The organism is Methylobacterium sp. WL64, from assembly GCF_008039945.1.
GTDB lineage: Bacteria > Pseudomonadota > Alphaproteobacteria > Rhizobiales > Beijerinckiaceae > Methylobacterium.
The window spans coordinates 24,691-46,576 of the sequence record NZ_VRVA01000025.1 but is presented as its reverse complement, the minus strand read 5'-3'; the positions used below and the strand labels follow the sequence as shown (position 1 = coordinate 46,576).

The following is a 21,886-nucleotide window of genomic DNA, read 5'->3' as shown; positions in this document are numbered from 1 at the left end:
CACGATGAAGCTGATCGTCTTCGGACTCACCGTCAGCTCCGCCTGGGGCAACGGTCATGCGACCCTGTGGCGGGGCCTCTGCCGCGCCATGGCGGAACGCGGGCATCACGTCGTCTTCTTCGAGCGCGACGTGCCGTATTACCGCGCGCATCGCGACCTCGCCGCGCTGCCCGGCGGCCAGCTCGTCCTGTTCGAGGCCTGGAGTGCGGTCGAGGCCCGCGCGGCGCGCGAGCTGGCCGACGCGGATGTCGCCATGGTGACGTCCTATTGCCCGGACGCGGGTGCGGCCACCGATCTCGTGCTCAACGCCTCTCGGGCGAAGCGGGTCTTCTACGACCTCGACACGCCCGTGACGCTGGCGCGCCTGCGGCGCGGCGAGGCGGTCTCGTATATCGGGCCCGACGGTCTGGCCGGCTTCGACCTCGTGCTGAGCTACACCGGCGGCCGCGCCCTGACCGCCCTGCGGGACGAGCTCGGGGCAGGCCGGGTGGCGCCGCTCTACGGGCATGTCGACCCCGCCGTGCACCGCCCCGCGGCCGCCATCGTGCGCTACCGTTCGGACCTCTCGTATCTCGGGACCTACGCGGCCGACCGGCAGGCCGGCGTCGCGGACCTCCTCGTCGAGCCGGCCCGGCGCCGTCCGGAGCGCCGCTTCCTGATCGGCGGGGCGCAATACCCCGCGGACTTCCCCTGGGGGCCGAACATCCACTTCGTGCATCACGTCGTCCCCGAGGAGCACGCCGCCTTCTTCTCCTCCTCGCGGCTCACGCTCAACGTGACGCGGGCCGCCATGGCCGAGACGGGGTGGTGCCCGTCCGGCCGGGTGTTCGAGGCCGCGGCCTGCGGCGCCGCCGTGCTGAGCGACGACTGGGCCGGGCTCGATGCCTTCTACCGGCCCGGCGCGGAGATCCTGATCGCGCGCGACGCGGACGACGTCTGCGCCGCCATGGACCTCACCGATACCGAACTCCGGCGGGTCGCGGAGGCGGGCCGCGACCGGACCCTGACCGATCACACCGCGGCCCGGCGGGTCGATGCCCTCGAGCGGATCCTCGCGGACCTGCCCGGATGCGCATCCGCCGTCGATGCGCGCCAGCCCGAACTCAGCGCGGAGCCTTGAGCATGTGGGGAATCGTGCCGGCGGCGGGCCTGGGCAGCCGCATCCAGCCCCTTGCCTTCTCGAAGGAGCTGCTGCCGGTCGGAAGCCGCCTGCGCGAGGGCGCGGCACGCCCCTGCGCCGTGAGCGAATACCTGGTGGAGCGGATGCTGCGCGCGGGGGTCACGCGGATCTGCTTCGTGATCGCACCGGGCAAGTCCGACATCGTCGAGTATTACGGCGCCGGCTACGGCAGCGTTCCGATCGCCTACGTGGTTCAGCCGCGGGCGAGCGGGCTGTGCGACGCGGTGTTCCGTGCCCTTCCGCTGATCGGCCCCGACGAGCCGGTGATCGTGGGGCTTCCCGACACGATCTGGTTTCCGGAAGACGCCCTGACGACGCTTCCGGACGCGATCCTCTCGTTCTTGCTCTTCCCCGTGGATCGGCCTGAACGCTTCGACGCGGTCGTCCTGGATGCGCAGGACCGGATCACGGAGATCCAGGTGAAGCGCAGCGATGCCACCTCCCGCTGGATCTGGGGGGCCTTCAAGATGCCGGGGCGAACCCTCGGCGCGCTGCACGCGCTCTGGCAGTCGCGGGGCTGCGCCGACGACTATGTCGGCACCCTGGTCAACGCCTACCTGGCCGGGGGCGGGCAGGCGCGGGGGATCCGGGCCGGACGATCCTACGTCGATGTCGGTACCCTCGACGGGTATCGCGCCGCCATCGCGCTCCTCGGCGAGGCCGAGCGGACCGGAGGGCCCGGACGCCTCTCCCTCGGCGAGCCCGCCGCGAAAGCCTGCGCGCTGTCCATCCCCTGACGCCCGGAGGAAGCCTGATGATGAGCCTGGCCGAGGAGAACGCCACCCTGCGCCGCGAGATCGACGCGCTGGGGGACTGGTTCCACAACATCGAGCTCGACGGCGTGCCGACCGCGCCGAACCATTTCCTGGGGGATTACCCGCGGGTGAAATGGCGGCGCTTCGCCGACGCGATCCCGGCCGATCTCACTGGCAAGAGCGTGCTGGACATCGGCTGCAACGGCGGCTTCTACGCCATCGAGATGAAGCGCCGCGGCGCCGCGCGGGTGCTCGGTCTGGATTCCGACGCGCGCTACCTGGAACAGGCCCGCTTCGCCGCCGCGCGGACCGGCCAGGACATCGAGTTCCGCAACCTCTCGGTCTACGATGTCGGGGCGCTCGGCGAACGCTTCGACGTCGTGCTGTTCATGGGCGTGCTCTACCACCTGCGCCACCCGCTCCTGGCCCTGGACCTGATCCGCACGCACGCGGCCCGCGACCTGCTCGTGTTCCAGTCCATGCAGCGCGGGGCGCCGGACATCGCTCCGGTCGCCGAGAATTACGATTTCTGGGATGTCGGCCATTTCGCCGAGCCCGGCTACCCGAAGCTGCACTTCATCGAGCATCGCTACGCGAACGACTGGACCAACTGGTGGGTCCCCAACCGGGCCTGCACCGAGGCGATGCTGCGCGCGAGCGGCTTCGCGATCGCCGCCCACCCGGAGGAGGAGGTCTACGTCTGCCGCTGCGCGCCCCTTCCGCCGGGCGCCGGTGCCGTCCACCCGGCGCCGGCACCCGGCCCGCGGCCCGATTCCCCGACAGCCGAGGATTCCCACCTGTGATCGAAGCGGTGATGCTCTGGAACGAGCCGAACAACAAATCGCACTGGGACCCCGAGATCGATCCCGACTGGTTGCGCTTCGGCGCCATGGCGAAGGCGGCCGGCGAGGCGATCCACGCCGTCAATCCGAGCGTGCCGCGGGTCCTCGGCGGCATCTCGCCGATCGACCCGCTCTTCATCCGCCGCATGGAGAGCCAGGGCGTCCTCGATGCGGTGGACGCGGTCGCGGTGCACGGCTTCCCGCTCGACTGGAACCTCTGGCAGATCCACGAATGGCCGCAGAAGATCGCGGAGATCCGCGCCGTCACGCCGCTGCCGATCTGGGTCTCGGAAGTCGGCGTCTCGACCTTCGGAGCCGAGGAGGTGCAGGCCTGGGGGCTCGCCCGCACCGCCGAACTGCTGATCGGGCGCGCGCCGCGCATCCACTGGTACAGCCTCTACGATCTGCCCCGCGAGTGGGAGGCGACCACCCGCCACCGGGAGGCGGAGGGCTCGTCCTACTACCGGCACTTCCACATGGGCCTGCTGCGCCAGGACGGCACGCCGAAGCTCGCGCTCGCGGCTTTCGCCAAGCACACCCCGGCCCTCGGGCTCTGCCAGTGGTTCCACTTCGAGGATCACCGCCTGGACGATGCGGTGGCCTGGATGAAGCGCCTCGGCGTGACCTATCTGCGCACGGGCCTGTCCTGGGCCGACAGCTTCCGGCCGAACGCCCTCGACTGGTTCGACCGGCAGATGAACGCGCTGCGCGATTTCGACGTCACCGTGACCTTCTGCTTCACCCCGGAGCATCGCGGCATCGCACCCCATCACACCAGCGCGCCGCAGGAGCCCGCGGAGTTCGCCGCGTTCTGCGCCGACATGGTGCGCCGCTACGCGCCGGCGCGCGCCGGATGAGCGGCAGCCGTGCTGGTCTACGGTAAGGCGAGCCGGACCGGCGATCCCCGCGACCGGCTCGCCACGCTGGCGACCCTGCTGCGCGCCGTGGCGGAGGAGCCGCCCGGCATCCGCCAGCACGGCGCCCGGGTCGCCGCCCTGATCGAGGCCGGGGAACTCGCGCAGGGGATCGCCGACGCGGCGTTCCACGATCACGGCCGGGACCTGGCCTGCCCCGCCCGGGACGCCGCGACCGCGCTGCTGTTGGACCTTGCCCGATCGGTCTGGGACTCGTGGCGGACGGGGTTCGGAACGCCGCCCGGCACCCCGGACCTGTCCGCCCTGGCCGCGACGCGGCTGCCCGCGCGCATCATCACGCGCTGGGCCGAAGGCTTCGCCTTCTACGCGCTCTATCCGGAGAGCTACGCGATGGCCGCGGCGCGGGCCGGCCTGGCCGCGACCACCCGCGTCGTCGGCATCCGCAGCATCGGGGTCCCCCTCGGCGCCATGGTGGCGGCCGGCCTCGGATCGTCCGACCTGCGGACGGTGCGCCCCGTCGGCCACCCGTTCCGGCGTGCGTTGGCCCTGGACGGTGCCTTCGCGGCAGCCTTGACCGCGGGCGACCCGGCGGGATTCGCGATCGTCGACGAGGGACCGGGCCTGTCCGGAAGTTCGTTCGGCGCGGTCATGGACACCCTCGCGCATCTCGGGATCGCCGAGGATCGGCTCACCCTGTTCCCGAGCCACACGGGGACGCCGGGACCGCAAGCGACCGAACGGGACCAGGCACGCTGGCGGCGCGCGACGCGCCACACCGTTCCGTTCGGGGATGTGGTGCTGGCCAATGGCGGGCTCGCGTCCTGGGTGGCCGATCTGGTCGGCCCCGTGCAGGCGCCCCCGATCGAGATCTCGGGCGGGCGCTGGCGCGCGTTCCAGGGCCGCGGCGCGGATGCGTGGCCGCCCGTCAATGCGCAACAGGAGAAGCGGAAATTCCTGCTCCGGGCGGGCGGCACGCTCTGGCACCTCAAGTTCGCCGGTCTCGGCCCCGCCGGCCGCGCGAAGCTCGACCGCGCCCGCGCCCTGCACGCGGCCGGGTTCACGCCGCCGGTCGCAGGGTATCGCCACGGCTTCCTCGTCGAGCGCTGGGTCGCGGATGGCCGGCCCCTCGATCTCGGCCCCGTGGCGCCAGGCGCGCTCATCGACTGGGTCGGTCGCTACCTCGGCTTCCGGGCCCGACATTTCCCGAGCGGGCCGGAACGCGGCGCACGCCTGAGCGAACTCGTCGCGATGGCGCGACACAACGTTGGCGAGGCCCTCGGGCCGGACTGGGCCGAACGGCTCGACGCCTGGGTCGGACCCCGCATGGCCGGATCCCGCATGGCCTTGCTCGCCGACCGCGCGCGTCCGGTCGAGATCGATGGCCGGATGCAACCCTGGGAATTCCTGGTCCGACCCGATGGCGGCCTGCTGAAATGCGACGCCCTCGACCACCATGCCGCCCACGATCTCGTGGGGTGCCAGGACATCGCCTGGGACATCGTCGGAGCGGCCGTCGAACTCCCGCTTCCGGAGGACGCGCAAGGGCACCTCGCCACGATCGTGGAACGCGTGGGCGGGTACCCGGTCGACCCCGAACTCCTTGCCGTCCTGACGCCCTGTTACCTCGCCTTCCAACTCGGCGCTGCGGACATGGCGGGGGAGGGCGCGCACGATCCGCTCGAAGCCGGTCGTCATCGACGATCGTGCGCGCGCTACACGCAGCTGCTGCGGCACGTGCTCGGGGGCTGACGCGGGTGGCCGACAAAAGGGCCACCCGCGATCCCGCTCAGTGCGAGCGGCTCGCGGCCTTGCCGGCGGCGGTGTGGGTATGATGGCTGTCACGCTCCCCGCCGCCCCCGGAGACGTGCGACCGGGAATCGCTGGTCGGGCTGCCCGGGGCGGGGCCGCGATGCGCCTCCGGCTGCGGCTTCGAGGCATCCTGATGGCTGCTGCCGGGGCCGCCGTGGTGGCGGTCGGCCGCGGGCGTCTTCTGCGAGCTGCTCATTAGCGGTCCTGCTGATAGCCCTGGTTCGTGGTGTTGATCTTCGAATTGCCGGACTGACCCACCGAATCGGGATTCTTGGTCTGGCCGGATCCCTTCGGACCGGTGGCCACCGGCGTCTCGGGTGCGCTTCCGGGCCCCTTGTCGGACTGGTTGGCCGGTGGAACGGGCGGTGGCTTCGCCGTCATGCTGGGCTCCTCTCGTCACGAGACCGATACATCGATGGCAATCGCTGTCACGGCGCGCCTGTTCCCGTGATCGGCGATGGCGCATGGAAGATCTGTCGTCTTACGCTAAAGCTTGCGGATGTTCTGCGCGATACGCTTCGCCTCCGCTTCGTCGACTTGAACCGGACGGCCGCTGTCGTCGGGAATACCTTCGCCGGTCTGGGCGATCGTGCTCTTGCGCGGTCGCGCGTTGGGCCCCGTGGAATCCGGTTTCCCGGACACCGGCTCACGGGTTTCGCGGGTCATGCCAGCCTCCTGGAATGCGTATCCGGCGCGAGCGCGGACGCTCGACAGGGATGCCCGCGCGCCTCGGGCATCTCCGTCGCGCGCAGGCTCCGCCTGCGGTCGGCAGCCATCGGGATCAGAGGATCGGCTTGCCGCCCGTCACGGCGATGGTCGCGCCCGAGACGTAACTCGATTCCGCGCTCGCCAGCAGGACGTAGACGGGGGCGAGCTCGCACGGCTGGCCGGGGCGCTGCATCGGCACCTGCGAGCCGAAGGTCCGCACCTTCTCGGGCGGCATCGTGGAGGGGATCAGAGGCGTCCAGACGGGCCCGGGCGCGACGCAGTTCACCCGGATCTCCCGCTCGGCCAACATCTGCGCGAGGCCGCCGGTGAAGTTCTGGATGGCGCCCTTGGTGGTCGCGTAGGCGAGCAATTGCGGGCTCGGCGTATCGGCGTTGACCGAGGTTGTGTTGATGATCGCGGCGCCCGCCTTCATGTGCGGCAGCGCCGCCTTCACCAGGTAGAACATCGCGTGGATGTTCGTGGCGAAGGTGATCTCCCATTCCGTATCGGAGATGTCTTCCGGCGACGCGAAGGTCTTCTGGTGCGCCGCGTTGTTGACGAGCACGTCCACCTGCCCGAACTCGGCCACCGCCCGATCGATGATCGCGCGACAATGCGCGGCGTCCTTGACGTCGCCCGGCACCGCCACGGCCTTGCGACCGGCCTCCTCGACGAGGCGGCAGGTCTCCTGCGCGTCATCGTGCTCGTCGTAGTAGCTGACCAGCACATCGGCGCCCTCGCGGGCGAAGGCGAGGGCCACCGCGCGGCCGATGCCGCTGTCGGCGCCGGTGATCACGGTCTTGCGCCCGGTGAGACGTCCCGACCCCCGGTAATGCGCCTCGCCATAATCGGGCCGGGGATCCATGTCGGCGTCGCGGGCCGGGGGCGTCAGCGGGCGCTGCCGCTCGAAGGGGGGTTTTGGGAAATTCGTCATCCGCGGATCTCCATTCTCTGACGCGGGTGGGTCGGGGCGCGGACGCATCCGGTGTCGCGAAGACGGTGCAGCCATCCGGGCACGGCGGCCGGATGCGAGGCGGTCCCGTTGTCGAGCCGTGCGGCGGCCCGAGGTGGACTTAGGTTTTCCAGGTCGCCGTCGCGCACAACGTCGCCGTCGCGCACAACGTCGCCGTCCTCTCGGTCGTCCGGCACGAAGCGTGATCCGCGCGCCGGATCGGCCCGCCGCCGACCGTTGGCCGCCCGAGCGACGCGGACGAGCCGTCCCGCTCTCCGCACGCGGAGCACAGTCTTCGTCTCGTCCCGGACGAGCCCGCGCAGCAGCGGCGCGCTGGAAAGGAAACAGAGCGCCCGTCTCGTCCGACATGACAGGCCCAGCGGACGTTCTTGGTAAGACGGTTCAGCTGCATAACGCGACGATGATGCCGGTTCTTGAGGCGATAACCTTCGAGGGAAATATTTGTTTCGATGATTTTCTATTGACGCATATTAAGTGTTCAAACGATCGGCGCTGCTTCATAGGCGCCTCCTCACCTGCGCGTCGTGCCTTGGCCGTGACCCGGCAAACCGGTTCGCGCCGCCCGCAGGCCATGCCGCGGGGCGGATCGAACCCGTGAGGCCGGCTCGCACATCGGGTTCTCGCGCACGGCTTCCGGCGGCCCGCGACGCGTCGCCCGTCTTCGGCGCCCATTCTCCCCGGCCGGTCGCGCCCCGGCGGATCGGGGCGCCCGCTCCGCGCCTGAACCCGGTGGCTCCTTGACTTATGCGCAATCTGCGTCTTAGTTATGCTCAAATTGAGCATAGTTGGCGCCATGACCGAACCCGAGTTCCTCGCCGGATATGACCCCGCCGCCTACGAGCGGCCGGCGCTCGCCGTCGATCTCGTCCTGCTCGGCCTGCGTCAGGGGCGCCTGACGGCGCTCCTGACGGAGCGCACGCAGCATCCCCATGCCGGGCGCTGGGCGCTGCCGGGCGGCTTCGTCGGCATCGCCGAGACCCTGGACGCGGCGGCCTGGCGGGTCCTGCGGGAGAAGGCCGGGATCCCGCAAGCGCGCCTCGAACAGCTCTACACCTTCGGCGCCCTGGACCGCGATCCGCGCATGCGCATCGTCTCCGTGGCCTACTTGGCGCTGCTGCCGGAGCGGACCTTCGCGGAAGCGCTCGCGGGTAAACGAGGCCTGACGGCCGCGAGCGTCGCGGTGCCCTGGGAGGGCGAGGCCGGCGGCCCCGTCTCGGCCCTGCCGGAGGACGGGGACCCGCTCGCGCTGGCCTTCGACCATGCCGACATCCTGGCGCTGGCCGTGCTGCGGCTGCGCGGCAAGCTCGACTATTCGGACGTCGCCTTCGCGCTGCTGCCGGAGCACTTCACGCTCCGGCAGCTGCAGGACGTGCACGCGGCGATCCTCGGTACGTCGCTCAACAAGCCCGCCTTCCGCCGCCGCATGCTCGACCGCGGCTGGCTGGAGCCGACCGGCGCGCGCGAGGCCGGCACTGCGTTCCGCCCCGCCGAACTCTACCGGTTCCGACCGTCCCGTTGACCCGCAAGGAGGACATCATGGCTACGATCCGCAACATCGGCCTGATCGCCCAGCTGAGGAGCGAGGCGAGCCGCCACGTCATCCGCTACAGCAGCGGCCGCGTCCGGCAGAGCGGCCGGGGACTGGTCTTCTGGTTCAGGCCCGAGACCGCCAGCATCAGCGAGGTGCCGGTGGACGACCGCGAGATGACGCTGTTCGTGCGCGGCCGCAGCCGGGACTTCCAGACGGTCGCGGTGCAGGGGACGGTCGGCTGGCACGTGGTCGATCCCGAACTGCTGGCACGCCGGGTGGATTTCTCGATCAACCTCGCCACCGGCCGCCTGCAGGGCGAGCCGATCGAGCAGATCGAGGCGCGCCTCAGCGGCATCGCCGGCCAGGCGGTCCTGCAATATCTCGGCGCCGCGCCGATCGGTGCCCTGCTCGATGCGGGCCCCGAGCCGCTGCGGGTGATCCTCGAGGCGGTCCTGGCATCGGCCCCGGCGCTCGCCGAGATCGGAGTCGCGGCGGTGTCGGTGCGGCTCACCAACCTCGCACCCACCAGCGAGCTGGAACGCGCCCTGCAGACGCCGACCTACGAGGCGCTGCAGCAGAAGGCCGACGAGGCGACCTTCGCCCGCCGCGCCCTCGCGGTCGAGAAGGAGCGGGCCATCGCGGAGAACGAACTCGCGACCAAGACCGAGCTGGCCCGGCGCGAGACGCTCCTGATCGTGCAGGAGACGCAGAACGCCCGCGATCGGGCGGCCGGCCTCGCCGAAGCCCAGGGGCTCGAGGCGGCCGCCGAGGCCGAGCGGATCCGGCTCGTCGAGGGCGCCCGCGCCGAGGCCGAGCAGCAGCGCGCCGCGATCTACCGCGACATGCCGCCGGCCGTGCTGCTGGGGCTCGCCGCACGGGAATTCGCCGGCAAGCTCGACACGATCGAGCACCTCAACGTCACGCCCGACCTGCTCGCGGCGGCCCTGGGCGAATTCCGCCGGGCCGTCCCGCTGCCGGCCGCGACGCGCTGAGGGGGCGGGCCATGGCGGCGGTCACGCCCCGGGTGGTCTTCGTGATCCGCGACACCGATTACGAACTGCTGCTGATCCGGCACGCGACCCGCGGCCAGGTCCGGTTCTTCCTGGAGAGCCGCGGGCAGTCGATCGCGGAGATCGAGGAGCGCCACGCGCGCGCCCACGCGGTCCTCGCGCAGGCCCGCGCTTGCGTGCCGACGGAGTGGCGCCAGGCGCTGGTGCGCCGCCCCGACCTCGATCGCTTCCTGTTCGCCCCCGAGGACGTCGTGGTCGCGGTGGGCCAGGACGGGCTCGTGGCCAACGTCGCGAAGTATCTCGACGGGCAGCCGGTGGTCGGCGTCAATCCGGCGCCCGACCTCTACGACGGCATCCTGGCGCGCGCCCCGGTGGAGCGGCTGGGGGCGCTGCTGCCGGCCAGCGTCGCCGGAGCCGCGCGGATCGAGCGCCGCACCATGGTGCAGGCGGTGCTCGACGGCGGCGAGCGGCTGCTGGCGTTGAACGAGATCTTCGTCGGCCACCGCAGCCACCAATCCGCGCGCTACCGGATCGAGGATCGCGGCCGGGCGGAGGACCAGTCGTCGAGCGGCCTGATCGTGGCGTCCGGGACCGGCCTGACCGGCTGGGCCCGGTCGATCAGCGACGCGACCCACATCGCCCTCGCTGTCGGCGTCGAGGAGGCGGCGGTCGGCTACTGGGTGCGCGAGCCGTTTCCGAGCGTCGCCACCGCGACGGGCCTGCGCGCGGGCAAGCTCGCCGACGCGGCCCTGGCCGTGACCTCCCGGATGAACGAGGGCGGCGTCGTGTTCGCCGACGGGATCGAGCAGGATTTCCTCGCCTTCGACTGGGGGCGGCGCGTGGACATCGCCCCCGCCGCCCGGACCCTCAACCTCGTCGTCGATTGAGACCACGGGCCGCGTTCGGGGCGGGCGGCGTCACCGGCCCAGCGCACGCGGCCCTCGTCGAGACGCCGGCAACCGGGCGGGGCAACGCGTCGGCGCGCGCCGCCGACGCGTCATGCGGCGACGGGCCTGACCACCACGTCCTCGGCGTCGACGAGGGTCGCCATGACGCCGGACTGGATCCGCGCGAAGACCGCGTCGGGATCGCCCATGCTCTGCATCAGGACGGCGCACGAGAGGGCGATGACGTGCGGGGTGCGGTCAGGCCCTTCGGCGAGGAACGCGCGGATCGCCTCGACCAGGGAGGCGTTCGGATCCTCCTCCGGCAGGGTGCTCAGGACATGCGCGCAATCCTGCCGCAGCGACGCCAACGCGGTGTCCACGACCGAAACCCAGTGCCGGGCCTGGTCATGGATGAGCCAGCGCACCGACCCCTCGGCCACCGGGGCCAGTCCCGCGAGATAGCGTCGAGCGGCTGCGTCATCGAACATGGCGTGGCCTTTAGCGCCCGCCCTTCGAAACGCCAACGCGTCGGATGACCGGTTCGGACCGCCGGCCTGTTGCCGGCGCGGGACCCGGCCGGCATGGTGTCGGCCCCGGAACAGGCGAAGCGAGCATTCGAGCCATGGGTCTGCTGGATGGATTGCTGGGACACGGCGCCGAAGTCGACGCCGCCTCGCTCGAGCGAAGGCTCGCGGGCATCCTGATCGACGGCGAGACGGCGCGCCTGGCGTTCAAGATCATCCGGGACGTGTTCGTGTTCACGGAACGCCGGATCATCCTGATCGACGTGCAGGGCGTCACCGGCAGCAAGGTCGAATTCACCTCGATTCCCTACCGGGCGGTGGTCCGCTTCTCGGTGGAGACGGCCGGCACCTTCGATCTCGATGCCGAGCTCAAGATCTGGGTCTCGGGCACGCCGCAGCCGATCGAGCGCACCCTCAAGAAGGGCGCCGACGTGCGCGGCATCCAGCGCGCCCTGGCCGAGGGCGTGCTGCGCTAGAGCGGTGCCCGAGCGCCGGACGCCGGCTCATCGGGGGCCCGCGCCGCTCCGCGACCCGACCGGGGCCATCGCCTCGAACACGCCGTCCCGGCGGACCAGCGCGTGGAACAGCGCCGCCGCCACATGGGTCAGCACCAGGGCGAAGAACGCGAAGGCGAGGTAGAAATGCGCGTTCCACAGCAGCGTATGGAGCGCGGCGTTCTGCGGTAGGATCGCGGGCAGGCGTAGGCCGCCGTAGAGCACGACCGGGTAGGCCCCGGCCGACAGCATCGCCCAGCCCAGAAGCGGCATGGCGAACATCAGCGCGTAGAGCCCGTAATGGGACAGGTGCGCGGCGAGCTTCATCGGCGCCGGCAGGTCGGCCGGCAGGGGCGGGCTCCCGCTTCGCGCCCGCACCGCCAGCCGGATCAGGGCGAGGACGAAGATCGCCACGCCCAGCGTCTTATGGGTCGCCAGCAACGGCACGTATGTGGGCATGATCGTCGAGACCATGCCGACCCCGATGAAGAACATCGCGATGATGCACGCCGCCATCGACCAGTGCAGCAGCCGCTGGCCGCCCGTGAAGCGCGTCCTGTCGGTCGTCATCGCCGCGCCTCCGCCGTGCGCCCAGGATAATCCTTCTCCTCCGCGGTGCGGAGGTCGTAGGATCGCGCGTAGGCCGCCGAGCGCGCCGCCGGGAACGGGTCGTCGGAGACCCGGATGCCGTCCGGCAGGATCGTCGGATCGAAGTTGATGTCGCGGCAGGGGCCGTCCGCCTCGGGTTCGATGCGCCGAACCACCAGGGTGCCCGCCTCCACGCTGCGCCGTCCCTCCGGCCAGGCCTGGCTCGGATCGGCGGTCGGGTCGCCGGGCTCGGCGACGGTGAGGACCAGGGTCCAGCGTTGCGGCGCGGCCGCGACCCGGTCCGCGATCTCCTGCTCCAGGTAGGCGGGGCCGCGCTTGGCCAGATCCTCGGGCGTGATCCGCACCGCCTGCGCTTCGGGACGGAACGACCAGCGCACGGCCCGCTCGGCGCCGGACGCGTCGGTCACCAGGAAGGCGTTGAGGCTGTTGTAGGGCTCCTGCGCGTAGCTCGCGGTCCAGTCGGGGCTCTTGGCCCAGGCGCCGAACGGGGCGAACCCCGGATGCGCGGCGACGAAGGCCGCCATCGCGTTCGGCTCCTTGCTCGCCGGGACCCGCAGCAGGGCGTAGAACGCCTCCGGGGTGGAAACCGGGAAGACCGGCGCGTTGATCATGGCGGTGCGCCACACCGCGCCGTCGTCCGACGTGATCTGCAGCCCGAGGCCCCGCACCCGGACGGTGGCATCCGGCGCTCCCGGATTGGGGGTGCCGAGGTTGAACCGCCCCAGCGCCGGATGGTGCCCGGCCTCAAAGATGCGTGCCCGCGAGAGCGCGCTGCCCTGGCCGTTGGCCTCGAACGTTCCGGTGAAGCAGATGCCCTTGGCGTGGTTGCGGCGATACCCGGGAACCGGGCCGGTCGGCGGCGCGAGCGCGTCGACGAGCTTCGTGGGCGTCAGGCGGTCGGGCGAGAGCCAGCCCGCCGTGTAGGCGAGCGCCCCGGTCGCGCCGACGCAGACGGCCGCGATGACCGCGAGCGAGGTCAGGGTCGAGCGCGGCCCCGATGATGGAAGCGGCATGCGAGGGTCTCCCTTGGCCATCGCGCGGCGCCGGCCGCCGACGGCCCCGGCGCGGCGACGAACGATCCCGGACGCCGGCGGAGACCGGCTCCGCCCGCGTTCGAGGACTCACAAGCTGCCAGAAATTTTGAATGCAGGAAAGCAAAGCTTCGGAGCGGCGACGAATACGGGCGGCATTCGTGGAAAGACGGGTTTCTGCCCGGGCCGTACTGCTCCACGCCGGTACCGCTCACGCGGCCCGGGGCACCAGGCGCCGGGCGCGCACGGTGCCGTCGATGCTCCGGAGCGCCTGGAGAACCGCATCCGCCTCCGTCCGCTCCACCGACGCATCCACGACCACGTAGCCGAAATCGCCGTCGGTCTGCAGATACTGCGCGTCGATGTTGAGCGCGCGGCCCGAGAAGACCGTATTGATCTTGCCCAGGACGCCGGGCACGTTCCGGTGCACGTGGAGGAAGCGTGCGCCGGACAGGCGCGGCGGCAATTGCACCTGCGGGAAGTTGACGGCGCCCAGCGTCGAGCCGGTCTGGGCATACTCCACCAGCTTGCGGGCGACCTCCGCGCCGATGCGGTCCTGCGCTTCTTCCGTCGATCCGCCGATGTGCGGGGTCAGGATCACGTTCGCGAGGCCCTGGAGCGGCGAGACGAAGCGCTCCGCGTTGGAGGTCGGCTCGACCGGGAAGACGTCGATCGCCGCGCCGCCGAGACGGCCCTCCCGCAGCGCCGCGGCCAGGGCCTCCAGGTCCACCACCGTCCCGCGGCTGTTGTTGATCAGGTAGGCGCCGGGCTTCATGGCGCGGATCCGTGCCGCGTTCATGAGCCCGTGCGTCGCCGGGGTCTCGGGAACGTGCAGGCTGACCACGTCGCTCAGGGCGAGCAGGGTCTCCAGGCTGTCCACCGGCTCGGTGTTGCCGTGGCGCAGCTTGTCGGTCAGGTCGTGGAAGATGACGCGCATGCCCATCGCCTCGGCGAGATTGGACAGCTGCGAGCCGATATTGCCGTAGCCGACGATCCCCAGTGTCTTGCCGCGGACCTCGAAGGCGCCCGTCGCGGATTTGTCCCATCCGCCCGCATGCGCGGAGGCCGAGCGCGGCAGGATGCGCCGCAGCAGCATCACGATCTCGCCGATCGTGAGTTCGGCGACGCTGCGCGTGTTCGAAAACGGCGCGTTGAAGACGGGCACGCCCCGCGCCCGGGCGCTCTCGAGATCGACCTGATTGGTCCCGACGCTGAAGCACCCGATGACGGTCAGGTCGGGCAGCGCGTCGAGCAGCTCCGCCGTGACCGTGGTCCGCGAGCGGATCCCGAGCACGTTGGTGTCGGCGAGGCGCGCCGCCTCGGCGAGGCCGAAGGCGTGGGACAGCGGTTGGACCGCGCCGAATCCCGCCTGCGCGAAGATCGCGTGGGCCGTGGCGGCGATGTTCTCGCTCAGGACGATGCGTTCCGTAGGCAAAACCGGCACCTCTGCGGAAGGGATGTTGCAGAGTATCACGATCTGCGCGGCGCTGTTCGTCGTCAATCGTCTTCGATCGGCGAACAGGACAAGACGGAAGAATCGTCGTGGTGTTGTGCAATACGATGGGAAGAATGTATCGTTCGCGGCTGGCGTCCTGCTTCATTGCGATCTTGAGGGATCGGTGCTTCCGATTCGCCCTTCGCTGAGTCCGGCGGGCGTCGAGATCGCGCGTCCGGCCCGAAGGATCCGCGGCGCCTGCGTCGGTCATGCGCTCCGTCCGCCCGGCGGTTGACCCGTATCCGGTGCGAAAACCGCGTCGCGCACGTCGGGATGTGCTTCTACCGTTCGCCCTCTCTCGAAAGGAATGCTACTATAAAAGCCGATACCGGGGTGGAACGGGACGGTTCTTCATGGCAGCGACGCGTCGCATCGGCCTCGTCCTCTGTCCCGATTTCGACTTCATGGGTCTGGCCGTCACCTCGCCGTTCGAGATGGCGAATTGGTATGCGGGCGAGAAGCTCTACGACGTCCGCCTGCATTCCGAGTTGGGCGGCCGGCTCCGGGCCGGACTGGGCGCCGACGTCGCCACCGAGCCGCTGGCCGAGCCGGACGCCTTCGACACGATCCTGGTCGCGGCCGGCGTCGGCATCCCGACGACTGCGCCGGGGCTCGCCGCCTATATCCGCGCCGCCGCGCAGGGGACACGCAGGCTCGCCGGCCTGTGCCTGGGGGCCTTCACCCTGGCCGATGCAGGGATACTCGACGGGCGGCGCGCGACCACGCACTGGTATTTCGCGCCCCATTTCCGCGCGCGCTACCCCGCCTGCAAGCTCGACGTCGACAAGATCTACATCGCCGACGACAACATCTGGACCTCGGCCGGCATGTCGGCGGCCATCGACCTCGCGGTCGGCATGGTCGAGCGCGACCACGGCCGGGACCTCGCCACCTCGGTCGCCCGGGGGCTGGTGATGGAGCGGCGCCGGTCCGGCGGCCAGGCGCAGCGCTCGGCCCTGCTCGATGTCGATCCCCCCACCGATCGGATCCAGAGGGTCCTGGACTACGCCCGGCGCAACCCGGGCAAGCCGCTGACGGCCGAGGACCTGGCGGCGGTGGCTTGCCTGAGCCCGCGCCAGCTGACGCGCCTGTTCCGCGCCGAGACCGGGACCTCCCCGGCCAAGGCCGTCGAGACGATCCGGGTCGATGCGGCCAAGCTGATGCTGGAGGAGAGCCGGCTGCCGCTGGAGGCCATCGCCCAGGCGGTCGGGTTCGCCAACCGGGAGCGGATGCGCCGGTCGTTCCTCCGGGTCTACGGCGAGGTCCCCCGGCGAATCCGCCAGGCTGCCGGGCCGCTCGCCGTGATGTGACGCGGACCATGTCCGCGGGCGGTGCCGGCGGGCTGCGGCCGTGGGCGATGTCCGAAAACGTGGCCTTTATGGCGTAGGCCGCGGGCAGGGCCACGCTTAAGCATGGTGCAGGCCCTGCTGATATTCGGACGGACACGATCATGGTGAACCTGTCGATCAATGGTCGCCAGCATGCAGTCGATGCCGAGCCCGACACGCCATTACTGTTCGTCCTGCGTGATACGCTGGGCCTGACCGGCACCAAGTACGGGTGCGGTATCGGCCAATGCGGCGCCTGCACGGTGCTGCTGGACGGCCAGGCGACGCGCTCCTGCCAGATCCCGATCGAGAGCGTCGGCACGCAGCCCGTCGCCACGATCGAGGCGGTGGAGCAGGACGCGGTCGGCCAAAAGGTCGTGGCGGCCTGGGTGGCGCTTCAGGTGCCCCAATGCGGCTATTGCCAGTCGGGTCAGGTCATGGCCGCGACCGCCCTGCTCAAGCAGACGCCGCGCCCCACCGACGCCGACATCGCCGACGCGATGACCAACCTGTGCCGCTGCGGAACCTACAACGCCATCGCCGCCGCCGTGCGGCAGGCCTCGGCCTGAGGAGAGCGGCATGGAACAGTTTCTCGCTCCGGCCCCGGCGGACGCCGTGACCGTGGTCGAACCGATGCCGCGCGAGGCATCGCGGCGCGGCTTCCTGACGGCCGCCGGCAGCGCGCTGGTGCTCAGCGTGGCGCTCCCCGGCCGCAGCGCCCGCGCCCAGGTGCAGGGGCCCGCGGAGGGAGCGGGCGCGATCGCGCCCAAGCCCGGCACCCGGGTCGCCGCCTTCCTGGAGATCCACCCGGACGGCACCGTCAAGCTGCTCAGCCCCTTCGTCGAGGGCGGTCAGGGCATCGCCACCGGCATCGCGCAGATCGTCGGCGAGGAGCTCGACGTGCCGCCCGCGCGGTTCGTCGTGGAATGCGCGCCGCCCGGTCCCGACTATGCCGTGGTGAACGGGCTGCGCATGACCGGCGGCAGCTTCTCGACCCGCTCCAGCTACGCGGTGATGCGCCGGCTCGGCGCGACCGCCCGCGACATGCTGATCCGCGCCGCCGCGGCCCGGCTCAAGGTCCCGGAGGCCGAACTCACCACCCGCGACGGGGTCGTGCTGCACGCGGCGACCAACCGGTCGCTGCCCTACGGTGACCTGGCGGCCGACGCCCTGCTGCTGAAGCCGAACGAGGCCGTACAACTGCGCGACCCGGCGACCTTCCGGTATATCCGCCAGCCGGTCCCGCGGCTCGACGTGCACGACAAGGCGACCGGGCGGGCGGTCTACGCGATCGACCAGAAACTCGACGGCATGCTGTACGCGGCCGTGCAGCACGCCCCGCATCTCGGCACCGAGCCGGAGGCGCTCACCAACGAGGCGGACATCCGGGCGATGCCGGGGGTCCATTCGGTGCATCGCCTGCCGGGCGCCGTCGCGGTCGCGGCCGACAGCTGGTGGCGGGCCCGCAAGGCGGTCGAGGCGCTCACCGTGCGCTGGTCGGCGCCCAAGCCCGGCGGGCTCGACACGGTGGCCGCCGACTTCTCGTCCGACGGGATGGTGGCGGCGCTCAAGGCTTCCACCGATCCGGGCCTCGCGGCCGAGGCGGTGGGCGACACCGCCGACGCCTTCGCCAAGGCGGCCAAGGTCATCGAGGCGGAGTACGAGGCACCCTATCTCGCCCATGCCCAGCTCGAGCCGCCCTCGGCGCTCGCGCGCTTTGCCGAGGATGGGACGCTCGACCTCTGGCTGCCCAACCAGATGCCGGAGCTGTTCCAGGCGATCTCCGCCCAGGCCGCGGGCCTGCAGCCGGCGCAGGTGCGGATCCATTCGCCGATGCTCGGCGGCTTCTTCGGCCGCCACTTCGCCTACGGGCCCGGCAACCCGTTCCCGCAGGCGATCCGCCTCGCGCAGGCGACCAAGCGTCCGGTGAAGGTGCTGTGGTCGCGCGAGGAGGAGTTCCGCTCCGACGCCCTGCGCCCGCTCAGCTACAGCCGCTTCCGGGCCGCCCTCGACGCAGAGGGCCGGCCGAGCGCCATCGAGGTCCGCACCGTCGGCGAGGGGCCGATCGGGCGCTATTTCGGGGCGCTGTTCAAGAACCCGATCGATTCCTCCGCCGTGGAGGGGATCGTCGAGAAGCCCTACGCCATCCCGAACCGGCGGATGACCTTCACCAAGCTCGCCCACCCGGTGACCATCGCGTTCTGGCGCTCCGTCGGCCACTCGATGAACGACGCGTTCTACGAGAGCTTCCTCGACGAGATCGCGCAAGGGGGCGGGCAGGATCCGTTCGCGCTGCGCCAGGCGCTCCTGAAGGACAGCCCGCGCCACATGGCGCTGCTTGCCGCGGTGGCCGAGATGTCCGGCGGCTGGCGGCGCGGGCCCTACGCGGCCGAGGGCGGCACGCGCGCCCGCGGCCTCGCCATGGCCTCGCCGTTCGGGTCGGAGACGGCCACGATCGCCGAGGTGTCGGTCGAGGGCGGCGAGGCGCGGGTCCACACCCTGTGGATCGCGTTCGATCCCGGCAGCGTGGTCAACCCGGCGATCGTGCGGGCCCAGGTCGAGTCGGCCGCGGCCCTGGGCCTCTCGTCGGTGCTGTTCGAGCAGATCGTCTACCGCGACGGCGTGCGCCAGTCGCAGAATTACGACACCTACCCGATCCTGCGCCGGGAGCACATGCCGGCGGTCCACGTGCGCATCGTCGAGAGCGGCGCGCCCATGGGCGGCGTCGGCGAGCCGGGGCTTCCGGGGGTGCCGCCCGCCGTGCTGAACGCGGTCGCGGCCCTCACCGGGCAGCGCATCCGCGCCCTCCCGATCGCCAACACCAGGCTCACCGCGGCCTGACGAGTTTTGGGGACGCGTCCGGCAGGGCGGCGACGGGGGCCGGGCTCGCCGGGGCCATCTTGGAGGCAGCCGATGCTGGATATGGTCGCGCCGGGCGTGCGGATCGCGGATCCGACCGAGACCGCCCTGACCGCGCACAAGGCCCCCGACACGCCGCCGGCCCCCCCGGCGGGCTGGCGGCAGGTCGAGGCGCTGCCGGTCGGCCTGTTCGCCGCGGTGATGGGCCTGACCGGCCTCAGCGTCGCCTGGAGCCTGGCCCAGGCCCGCTATGCCGCGCCGGCCTGGATCGCGGATGCCCTGGGATTGGCCGCGCTCGCCGCCTTCGTGGCGATCGCGGCGGGCTACGCCGTGAAGGCTGCCATCGCCCCGCAGGCGGTGCGCGCCGAGTTTCTCCATCCGATCGCCGGAAACCTGTTCGGGACGCCGCTGATCAGCCTGCTGCTGCTGCCGATCCCGCTGGCGCGAGCGAACCTGCTCGTCGCGCAGGTCCTGTGGGTTCTGGGCGCCGTGGGCATGACCCTGTTCGCGTGGCTGATCGTGACCCGCTGGCTGAGCGAGCGCCAGCAGGCGGCGCACGCGACGCCGGCCTGGATCGTCCCGGTGGTGGGCCTCCTCGACGTGCCGCTCGCCCTGCCGGGGCTGGGCCTGCCGCCGATGCACGCGGTCATGATGTTCGGGCTCGCGGTCGGCCTGTTCTTCGCGGTGCCGCTGTTCACGCTGATCCTGTCGCGCCTGCTGTTCGAGGCGCCGCTTCCGGTGGCGCTGCAGCCGGCGCTGCTGATCCTGATCGCCCCGTTCGCGGTCGGGTTCTCGACCTACGTGGCGACCACCGGGACGATCGACCTGTTCGCGGAGGCGCTCTACACCGTCGCGCTGTTCCTGCTGGCGGTGCTGCTGCCCAAGCTCGCCCGCCTCGTCCAGGCCTGCCCGTTCCGGGTCGCCTGGTGGGCGGTAAGCTTCCCCCTCGCCGCCGCCGCGGTGGCGTCCCTGCGCGTCGCGACCGCGATGCCGGGCGCGCTCGCCGACGGCACCGCCCTGGCGCTCCTGGCGCTGGCGACGCTGGTGATCCTGTGGCTGCTCGGCCGGACCCTGGTCGGCCTCGCCCGCGGCGAGCTGCGCACCCTGTCCCAGTGATGCGATCGTGGCGGGGATGCGAGCGGAGATCGTGTCGCCGACGCCGTGAGTAACACCGGCGTCCCGAAAGTCTTCGGCCACAGTTCGGGACGATGGACGGCCACAGGCACCGCCCTGTAAGACACAAGCGCTTCCGAGAGCTATCTCGAAGCTGTGTTCGAGCGCGATGCCGGCCCGTGATGCAGTCTTCGCGCACTCGAAGATCCGTCAAAGCGGAGGCCTCCATGCCCTCCGACACGCGCCCCGAACCCCCTCCCGAGACCATCGACCGGAGCCGCCGCCGGCTCCTCGGCGCCACGGCCGCGACCGTGGCGGTCGCCGAGCTGGGCCGCATCGGCGTCGCGCGGGCCGAGACGGGAGCCTCCGCGGCCGGAACCATGCCCGGCACGCTGAAGCAGGTCGAGGCCGGAATGCTCGATGTCGGCTATGCCGAGGCCGGCCCCGCCGACGGTCCGGCGGTCATCCTGCTGCACGGCTGGCCCTACGACATCCACGCCTTCGCGGAGGTCGTCCCGATCCTCGCCGCAGCGGGCCATCGGGTGATCGTGCCGCACCTGCGCGGCTACGGGACGACCCGCTTCCTCGCGAAGGACGCGATCCGCAACGGCGAGCAGGCGGCTCTGGCGGTGGACGTCATCGCCCTCATGGACGCCCTCGGCATCCCCCGCGCCGTGCTCGGTGGCTTCGACTGGGGCGCCCGGACGGCCTGCATCGTCGCGGCGCTCTGGCCGGACAGGTGCCGCGCCCTCGTCTCGGTGAGCGGCTACCTGATCGGCAGCCAGGAGGCCGGCAAGGCGCCGCTGCCGCCGAAGGCCGAGCTGTCCTGGTGGTACCAGTTCTACTTCGCCACCAGCCGGGGCCGGGCCGGCTACGAGGCGTATCGCGATGCCTTCGCCCGGCTGATCTGGCAGAGCGCCTCGCCGCGCTGGGCGTTCGACGACGCGACCTTCGCCCGCAGCGCCCAGTCCTTCGACAACCCCGACCATGTCGGCATCGTCGTCCACAATTACCGCTGGCGGCTTGGGCTCGCCGAGGGCGAGCGGCGCTACGAGGCCCTGGAGGACCGGCTGGCCCGGGCGCCGGAGATCGCCGTGCCGACGATCACGCTCGAGGGCGACGCCAACGGCGCCCCGCATCCGGAGCCTGCGACCTATGCCGGGAAATTCACCGGCCGCTACGCGCACCGGCTGATCACCGGCGGGATCGGCCACAACCTGCCGCAGGAGGCGCCGGGCGCCTTCGCGCAGGCCGTCATCGATGCGGCCTCGGGTTGAGGTCCCGGCGCCCGGATCGTCGCGAGACGGCACAGGAGCTGGCGATGGGCGCCATCACGGTTGCTGCGTCCAGCCTGCTCGCGGCCGCCCTTCTGGGTGCCGCCGCCCTCCGCGCCGGGACCGTGCCCGACGCGTCGCCGCTCTACGGCGTGACCGTTCCGGACGGTTTTCGCGACTGGCCGCTCATCGGGGTCGCACAGGAGACCGGCGCCCTCGACGAGCTGCGCGCGGTGGTGGGCAACGCCCCGGCGCTGCAGGCCTACCGGGCGGGCACGCTGCCCTTCCCGGACGGGACGATCCTGGTGAAGCGCGCCTGGAAACGCACCTCCTCCCGGGAATTCGAGCCCGCCTTCGTCCCCGGGGCGGCGACCACGATCCAGGTCATGGTCAAGGATTCGAAGCGCTACCCGGAAACCGGCGGCTGGGGGTTCGGCCGCTTCATCGACGGCAAGCCCACGGACGCGGCCCAGCACGAGACCTGCTTCGCCTGCCATCAGGCCAACGTCCGGGACCACGACTACGTGTTCACCCGGCTCGCGCCCTGAGGGACCGCGGGCACGGCGACTTCGACGCGGACCCGCTGGGA

23 protein-coding genes are annotated in these 21,886 nt (G+C 71.5%); 15 read left to right on the top strand and 8 right to left on the bottom strand.

Annotated elements, in window-relative coordinates; all coding sequences use genetic code 11:
• Positions 1-4: 4 nt before the first annotated feature.
• From FV242_RS13795 to FV242_RS13775, 5 genes are read left to right on the top strand one after another with little or no spacing between them, the layout of a single operon-like run.
• A complete protein-coding gene (locus FV242_RS13795) occupies positions 5-1,120 on the top strand; it encodes a glycosyltransferase (RefSeq protein WP_147908060.1) in 1,116 nt (371 codons plus the stop codon).
• A 2-nt stretch (positions 1,121-1,122) separates the two neighbouring features.
• A complete protein-coding gene (locus FV242_RS13790) occupies positions 1,123-1,917 on the top strand; it encodes a nucleotidyltransferase family protein (protein WP_147939316.1) in 795 nt (264 codons plus the stop codon).
• Positions 1,918-1,934: 17 nt separating this feature from the next.
• Complete coding sequence (locus FV242_RS13785) at positions 1,935-2,738, top strand: TIGR04290 family methyltransferase (RefSeq protein ID WP_147939315.1); 804 nt, start codon at positions 1,935-1,937, stop codon at positions 2,736-2,738.
• Complete coding sequence (locus FV242_RS13780) at positions 2,735-3,634, top strand: beta-xylosidase (protein WP_147939314.1); 900 nt, start codon at positions 2,735-2,737, stop codon at positions 3,632-3,634. Before FV242_RS13785 ends, FV242_RS13780 begins: the two co-directional genes overlap by 4 nt.
• Positions 3,635-3,643: 9 nt before the next feature.
• Positions 3,644-5,401: a hypothetical protein gene (locus FV242_RS13775; RefSeq protein WP_147939313.1), complete on the top strand. Its 1,758-nt coding sequence runs from the start codon at positions 3,644-3,646 to the stop codon at positions 5,399-5,401.
• Between the two features lie 37 nt (positions 5,402-5,438).
• Here the strand turns inward: FV242_RS13775 and FV242_RS13770 are convergent, their stop codons facing one another.
• From FV242_RS13770 to FV242_RS13755, 4 genes are all read right to left on the bottom strand, one after another.
• A complete protein-coding gene (locus FV242_RS13770) occupies positions 5,439-5,657 on the bottom strand; it encodes a hypothetical protein (protein ID WP_147908064.1) in 219 nt (72 codons plus the stop codon).
• Positions 5,657-5,842 carry a hypothetical protein gene (locus tag FV242_RS13765; protein ID WP_147908065.1) on the bottom strand — a complete coding sequence of 62 codons (186 nt, stop codon included), beginning with the start codon at positions 5,840-5,842 and terminating at the stop codon, positions 5,657-5,659. Before FV242_RS13765 ends, FV242_RS13770 begins: the two co-directional genes overlap by 1 nt.
• A gap of 105 nt (positions 5,843-5,947) precedes the next feature.
• On the bottom strand, positions 5,948-6,127 hold the full coding sequence (locus FV242_RS13760; RefSeq protein ID WP_147908066.1) for a hypothetical protein: 180 nt from the start codon (positions 6,125-6,127) through the stop codon (positions 5,948-5,950).
• A 115-nt stretch (positions 6,128-6,242) separates the two neighbouring features.
• Complete coding sequence (locus FV242_RS13755) at positions 6,243-7,103, bottom strand: SDR family oxidoreductase (protein WP_147908067.1); 861 nt, start codon at positions 7,101-7,103, stop codon at positions 6,243-6,245.
• Positions 7,104-7,935: 832 nt separating this feature from the next.
• Here FV242_RS13755 and FV242_RS13750 point away from each other — a divergent pair.
• Genes FV242_RS13750 through FV242_RS13740 form a run of 3 tightly spaced genes read left to right on the top strand, consistent with a single transcriptional unit; the run spans position 7,936 to position 10,570 of the window.
• Positions 7,936-8,661 (top strand): NUDIX domain-containing protein, encoded by a 726-nt coding sequence (locus tag FV242_RS13750; RefSeq protein WP_147939312.1) that lies wholly within the window; start codon positions 7,936-7,938, stop codon positions 8,659-8,661.
• Positions 8,662-8,678: 17 nt separating this feature from the next.
• On the top strand, positions 8,679-9,665 hold the full coding sequence (locus FV242_RS13745; protein WP_147939311.1) for an SPFH domain-containing protein: 987 nt from the start codon (positions 8,679-8,681) through the stop codon (positions 9,663-9,665).
• A gap of 11 nt (positions 9,666-9,676) precedes the next feature.
• Positions 9,677-10,570: an NAD(+)/NADH kinase gene (locus tag FV242_RS13740; protein WP_147939310.1), complete on the top strand. Its 894-nt coding sequence runs from the start codon at positions 9,677-9,679 to the stop codon at positions 10,568-10,570.
• Between the two features lie 110 nt (positions 10,571-10,680).
• Here FV242_RS13740 and FV242_RS13735 read toward each other — a convergent pair whose 3' ends face one another.
• A complete protein-coding gene (locus FV242_RS13735) occupies positions 10,681-11,058 on the bottom strand; it encodes a hypothetical protein (RefSeq protein WP_147939309.1) in 378 nt (125 codons plus the stop codon).
• A gap of 134 nt (positions 11,059-11,192) precedes the next feature.
• Here FV242_RS13735 and FV242_RS13730 point away from each other — a divergent pair, with 134 nt between their 5' ends.
• On the top strand, positions 11,193-11,570 hold the full coding sequence (locus FV242_RS13730; protein WP_147857259.1) for a PH domain-containing protein: 378 nt from the start codon (positions 11,193-11,195) through the stop codon (positions 11,568-11,570).
• Between the two features lie 27 nt (positions 11,571-11,597).
• On the opposite strand, the gene FV242_RS13725 is transcribed toward FV242_RS13730, so the two are convergent.
• The 3 genes from FV242_RS13725 to serA form a co-directional block, all read right to left on the bottom strand.
• The gene (locus tag FV242_RS13725; RefSeq protein WP_147939308.1) at positions 11,598-12,158 is read right to left on the bottom strand and encodes a cytochrome b; all 561 of its coding nucleotides are present in this window, start codon (positions 12,156-12,158) and stop codon (positions 11,598-11,600) included.
• Entirely contained in the window at positions 12,155-13,210 is a 1,056-nt protein-coding gene (locus FV242_RS13720; protein WP_147939307.1) for a catalase family peroxidase, read from the bottom strand. Before FV242_RS13720 ends, FV242_RS13725 begins: the two co-directional genes overlap by 4 nt.
• 229 nt (positions 13,211-13,439) lie before the next feature.
• Complete coding sequence (serA, locus tag FV242_RS13715; RefSeq protein WP_187278419.1) at positions 13,440-14,672, bottom strand: phosphoglycerate dehydrogenase; 1,233 nt, start codon at positions 14,670-14,672, stop codon at positions 13,440-13,442.
• A gap of 404 nt (positions 14,673-15,076) precedes the next feature.
• Between serA and FV242_RS13710 the strand changes: the two genes are divergently transcribed.
• The 6 genes from FV242_RS13710 (at position 15,077) to FV242_RS13685 (ending at position 21,845) form a co-directional block, all read left to right on the top strand.
• Positions 15,077-16,033, top strand: coding sequence for a GlxA family transcriptional regulator (locus tag FV242_RS13710; protein ID WP_147908075.1), 957 nt, complete (start codon positions 15,077-15,079; stop codon positions 16,031-16,033).
• A gap of 140 nt (positions 16,034-16,173) precedes the next feature.
• Positions 16,174-16,620 carry a (2Fe-2S)-binding protein gene (locus FV242_RS13705; protein WP_147908076.1) on the top strand — a complete coding sequence of 149 codons (447 nt, stop codon included), beginning with the start codon at positions 16,174-16,176 and terminating at the stop codon, positions 16,618-16,620.
• A gap of 10 nt (positions 16,621-16,630) precedes the next feature.
• Complete coding sequence (locus tag FV242_RS13700) at positions 16,631-18,892, top strand: xanthine dehydrogenase family protein molybdopterin-binding subunit (RefSeq protein ID WP_147939305.1); 2,262 nt, start codon at positions 16,631-16,633, stop codon at positions 18,890-18,892.
• A 72-nt stretch (positions 18,893-18,964) separates the two neighbouring features.
• Positions 18,965-20,026: an SLAC1 anion channel family protein gene (locus tag FV242_RS13695; RefSeq protein WP_246692698.1), complete on the top strand. Its 1,062-nt coding sequence runs from the start codon at positions 18,965-18,967 to the stop codon at positions 20,024-20,026.
• 224 nt (positions 20,027-20,250) lie between these two features.
• Positions 20,251-21,300, top strand: a complete 1,050-nt coding sequence (locus tag FV242_RS13690) for an alpha/beta fold hydrolase (RefSeq protein WP_147939304.1) — start codon at positions 20,251-20,253, stop codon at positions 21,298-21,300.
• A gap of 44 nt (positions 21,301-21,344) precedes the next feature.
• Entirely contained in the window at positions 21,345-21,845 is a 501-nt protein-coding gene (locus tag FV242_RS13685) for a cytochrome P460 family protein (RefSeq protein WP_147939303.1), read from the top strand.
• The last annotated feature ends 41 nt before the right edge of the window (positions 21,846-21,886 follow it).

What these genes read in the sequence shown, in the direction of transcription:
- FV242_RS13795 (WP_147908060.1), top strand. Translation starts at nt 5, where the DNA reads ATGAAGCTGATCGTCTTCGGACTCACCGTCAGCTCCGCCTGGGGCAAC.
- FV242_RS13790 (WP_147939316.1), top strand. Translation starts at nt 1,123, where the DNA reads ATGTGGGGAATCGTGCCGGCGGCGGGCCTGGGCAGCCGCATCCAGCCC.
- FV242_RS13785 (WP_147939315.1), top strand. Translation starts at nt 1,935, where the DNA reads ATGATGAGCCTGGCCGAGGAGAACGCCACCCTGCGCCGCGAGATCGAC.
- FV242_RS13770 (WP_147908064.1), bottom strand. Translation starts at nt 5,657, where the DNA reads ATGAGCAGCTCGCAGAAGACGCCCGCGGCCGACCGCCACCACGGCGGC.
- FV242_RS13765 (WP_147908065.1), bottom strand. Translation starts at nt 5,842, where the DNA reads ATGACGGCGAAGCCACCGCCCGTTCCACCGGCCAACCAGTCCGACAAG.
- FV242_RS13760 (WP_147908066.1), bottom strand. Translation starts at nt 6,127, where the DNA reads ATGACCCGCGAAACCCGTGAGCCGGTGTCCGGGAAACCGGATTCCACG.
- FV242_RS13755 (WP_147908067.1), bottom strand. Translation starts at nt 7,103, where the DNA reads ATGACGAATTTCCCAAAACCCCCCTTCGAGCGGCAGCGCCCGCTGACG.
- FV242_RS13750 (WP_147939312.1), top strand. Translation starts at nt 7,936, where the DNA reads ATGACCGAACCCGAGTTCCTCGCCGGATATGACCCCGCCGCCTACGAG.
- FV242_RS13745 (WP_147939311.1), top strand. Translation starts at nt 8,679, where the DNA reads ATGGCTACGATCCGCAACATCGGCCTGATCGCCCAGCTGAGGAGCGAG.
- FV242_RS13740 (WP_147939310.1), top strand. Translation starts at nt 9,677, where the DNA reads ATGGCGGCGGTCACGCCCCGGGTGGTCTTCGTGATCCGCGACACCGAT.
- FV242_RS13735 (WP_147939309.1), bottom strand. Translation starts at nt 11,058, where the DNA reads ATGTTCGATGACGCAGCCGCTCGACGCTATCTCGCGGGACTGGCCCCG.
- FV242_RS13730 (WP_147857259.1), top strand. Translation starts at nt 11,193, where the DNA reads ATGGGTCTGCTGGATGGATTGCTGGGACACGGCGCCGAAGTCGACGCC.
- FV242_RS13725 (WP_147939308.1), bottom strand. Translation starts at nt 12,158, where the DNA reads ATGACGACCGACAGGACGCGCTTCACGGGCGGCCAGCGGCTGCTGCAC.
- FV242_RS13720 (WP_147939307.1), bottom strand. Translation starts at nt 13,210, where the DNA reads ATGCCGCTTCCATCATCGGGGCCGCGCTCGACCCTGACCTCGCTCGCG.
- FV242_RS13710 (WP_147908075.1), top strand. Translation starts at nt 15,077, where the DNA reads ATGGCAGCGACGCGTCGCATCGGCCTCGTCCTCTGTCCCGATTTCGAC.
- FV242_RS13705 (WP_147908076.1), top strand. Translation starts at nt 16,174, where the DNA reads ATGGTGAACCTGTCGATCAATGGTCGCCAGCATGCAGTCGATGCCGAG.
- FV242_RS13700 (WP_147939305.1), top strand. Translation starts at nt 16,631, where the DNA reads ATGGAACAGTTTCTCGCTCCGGCCCCGGCGGACGCCGTGACCGTGGTC.
- FV242_RS13695 (WP_246692698.1), top strand. Translation starts at nt 18,965, where the DNA reads ATGCTGGATATGGTCGCGCCGGGCGTGCGGATCGCGGATCCGACCGAG.
- FV242_RS13690 (WP_147939304.1), top strand. Translation starts at nt 20,251, where the DNA reads ATGCCCTCCGACACGCGCCCCGAACCCCCTCCCGAGACCATCGACCGG.
- FV242_RS13685 (WP_147939303.1), top strand. Translation starts at nt 21,345, where the DNA reads ATGGGCGCCATCACGGTTGCTGCGTCCAGCCTGCTCGCGGCCGCCCTT.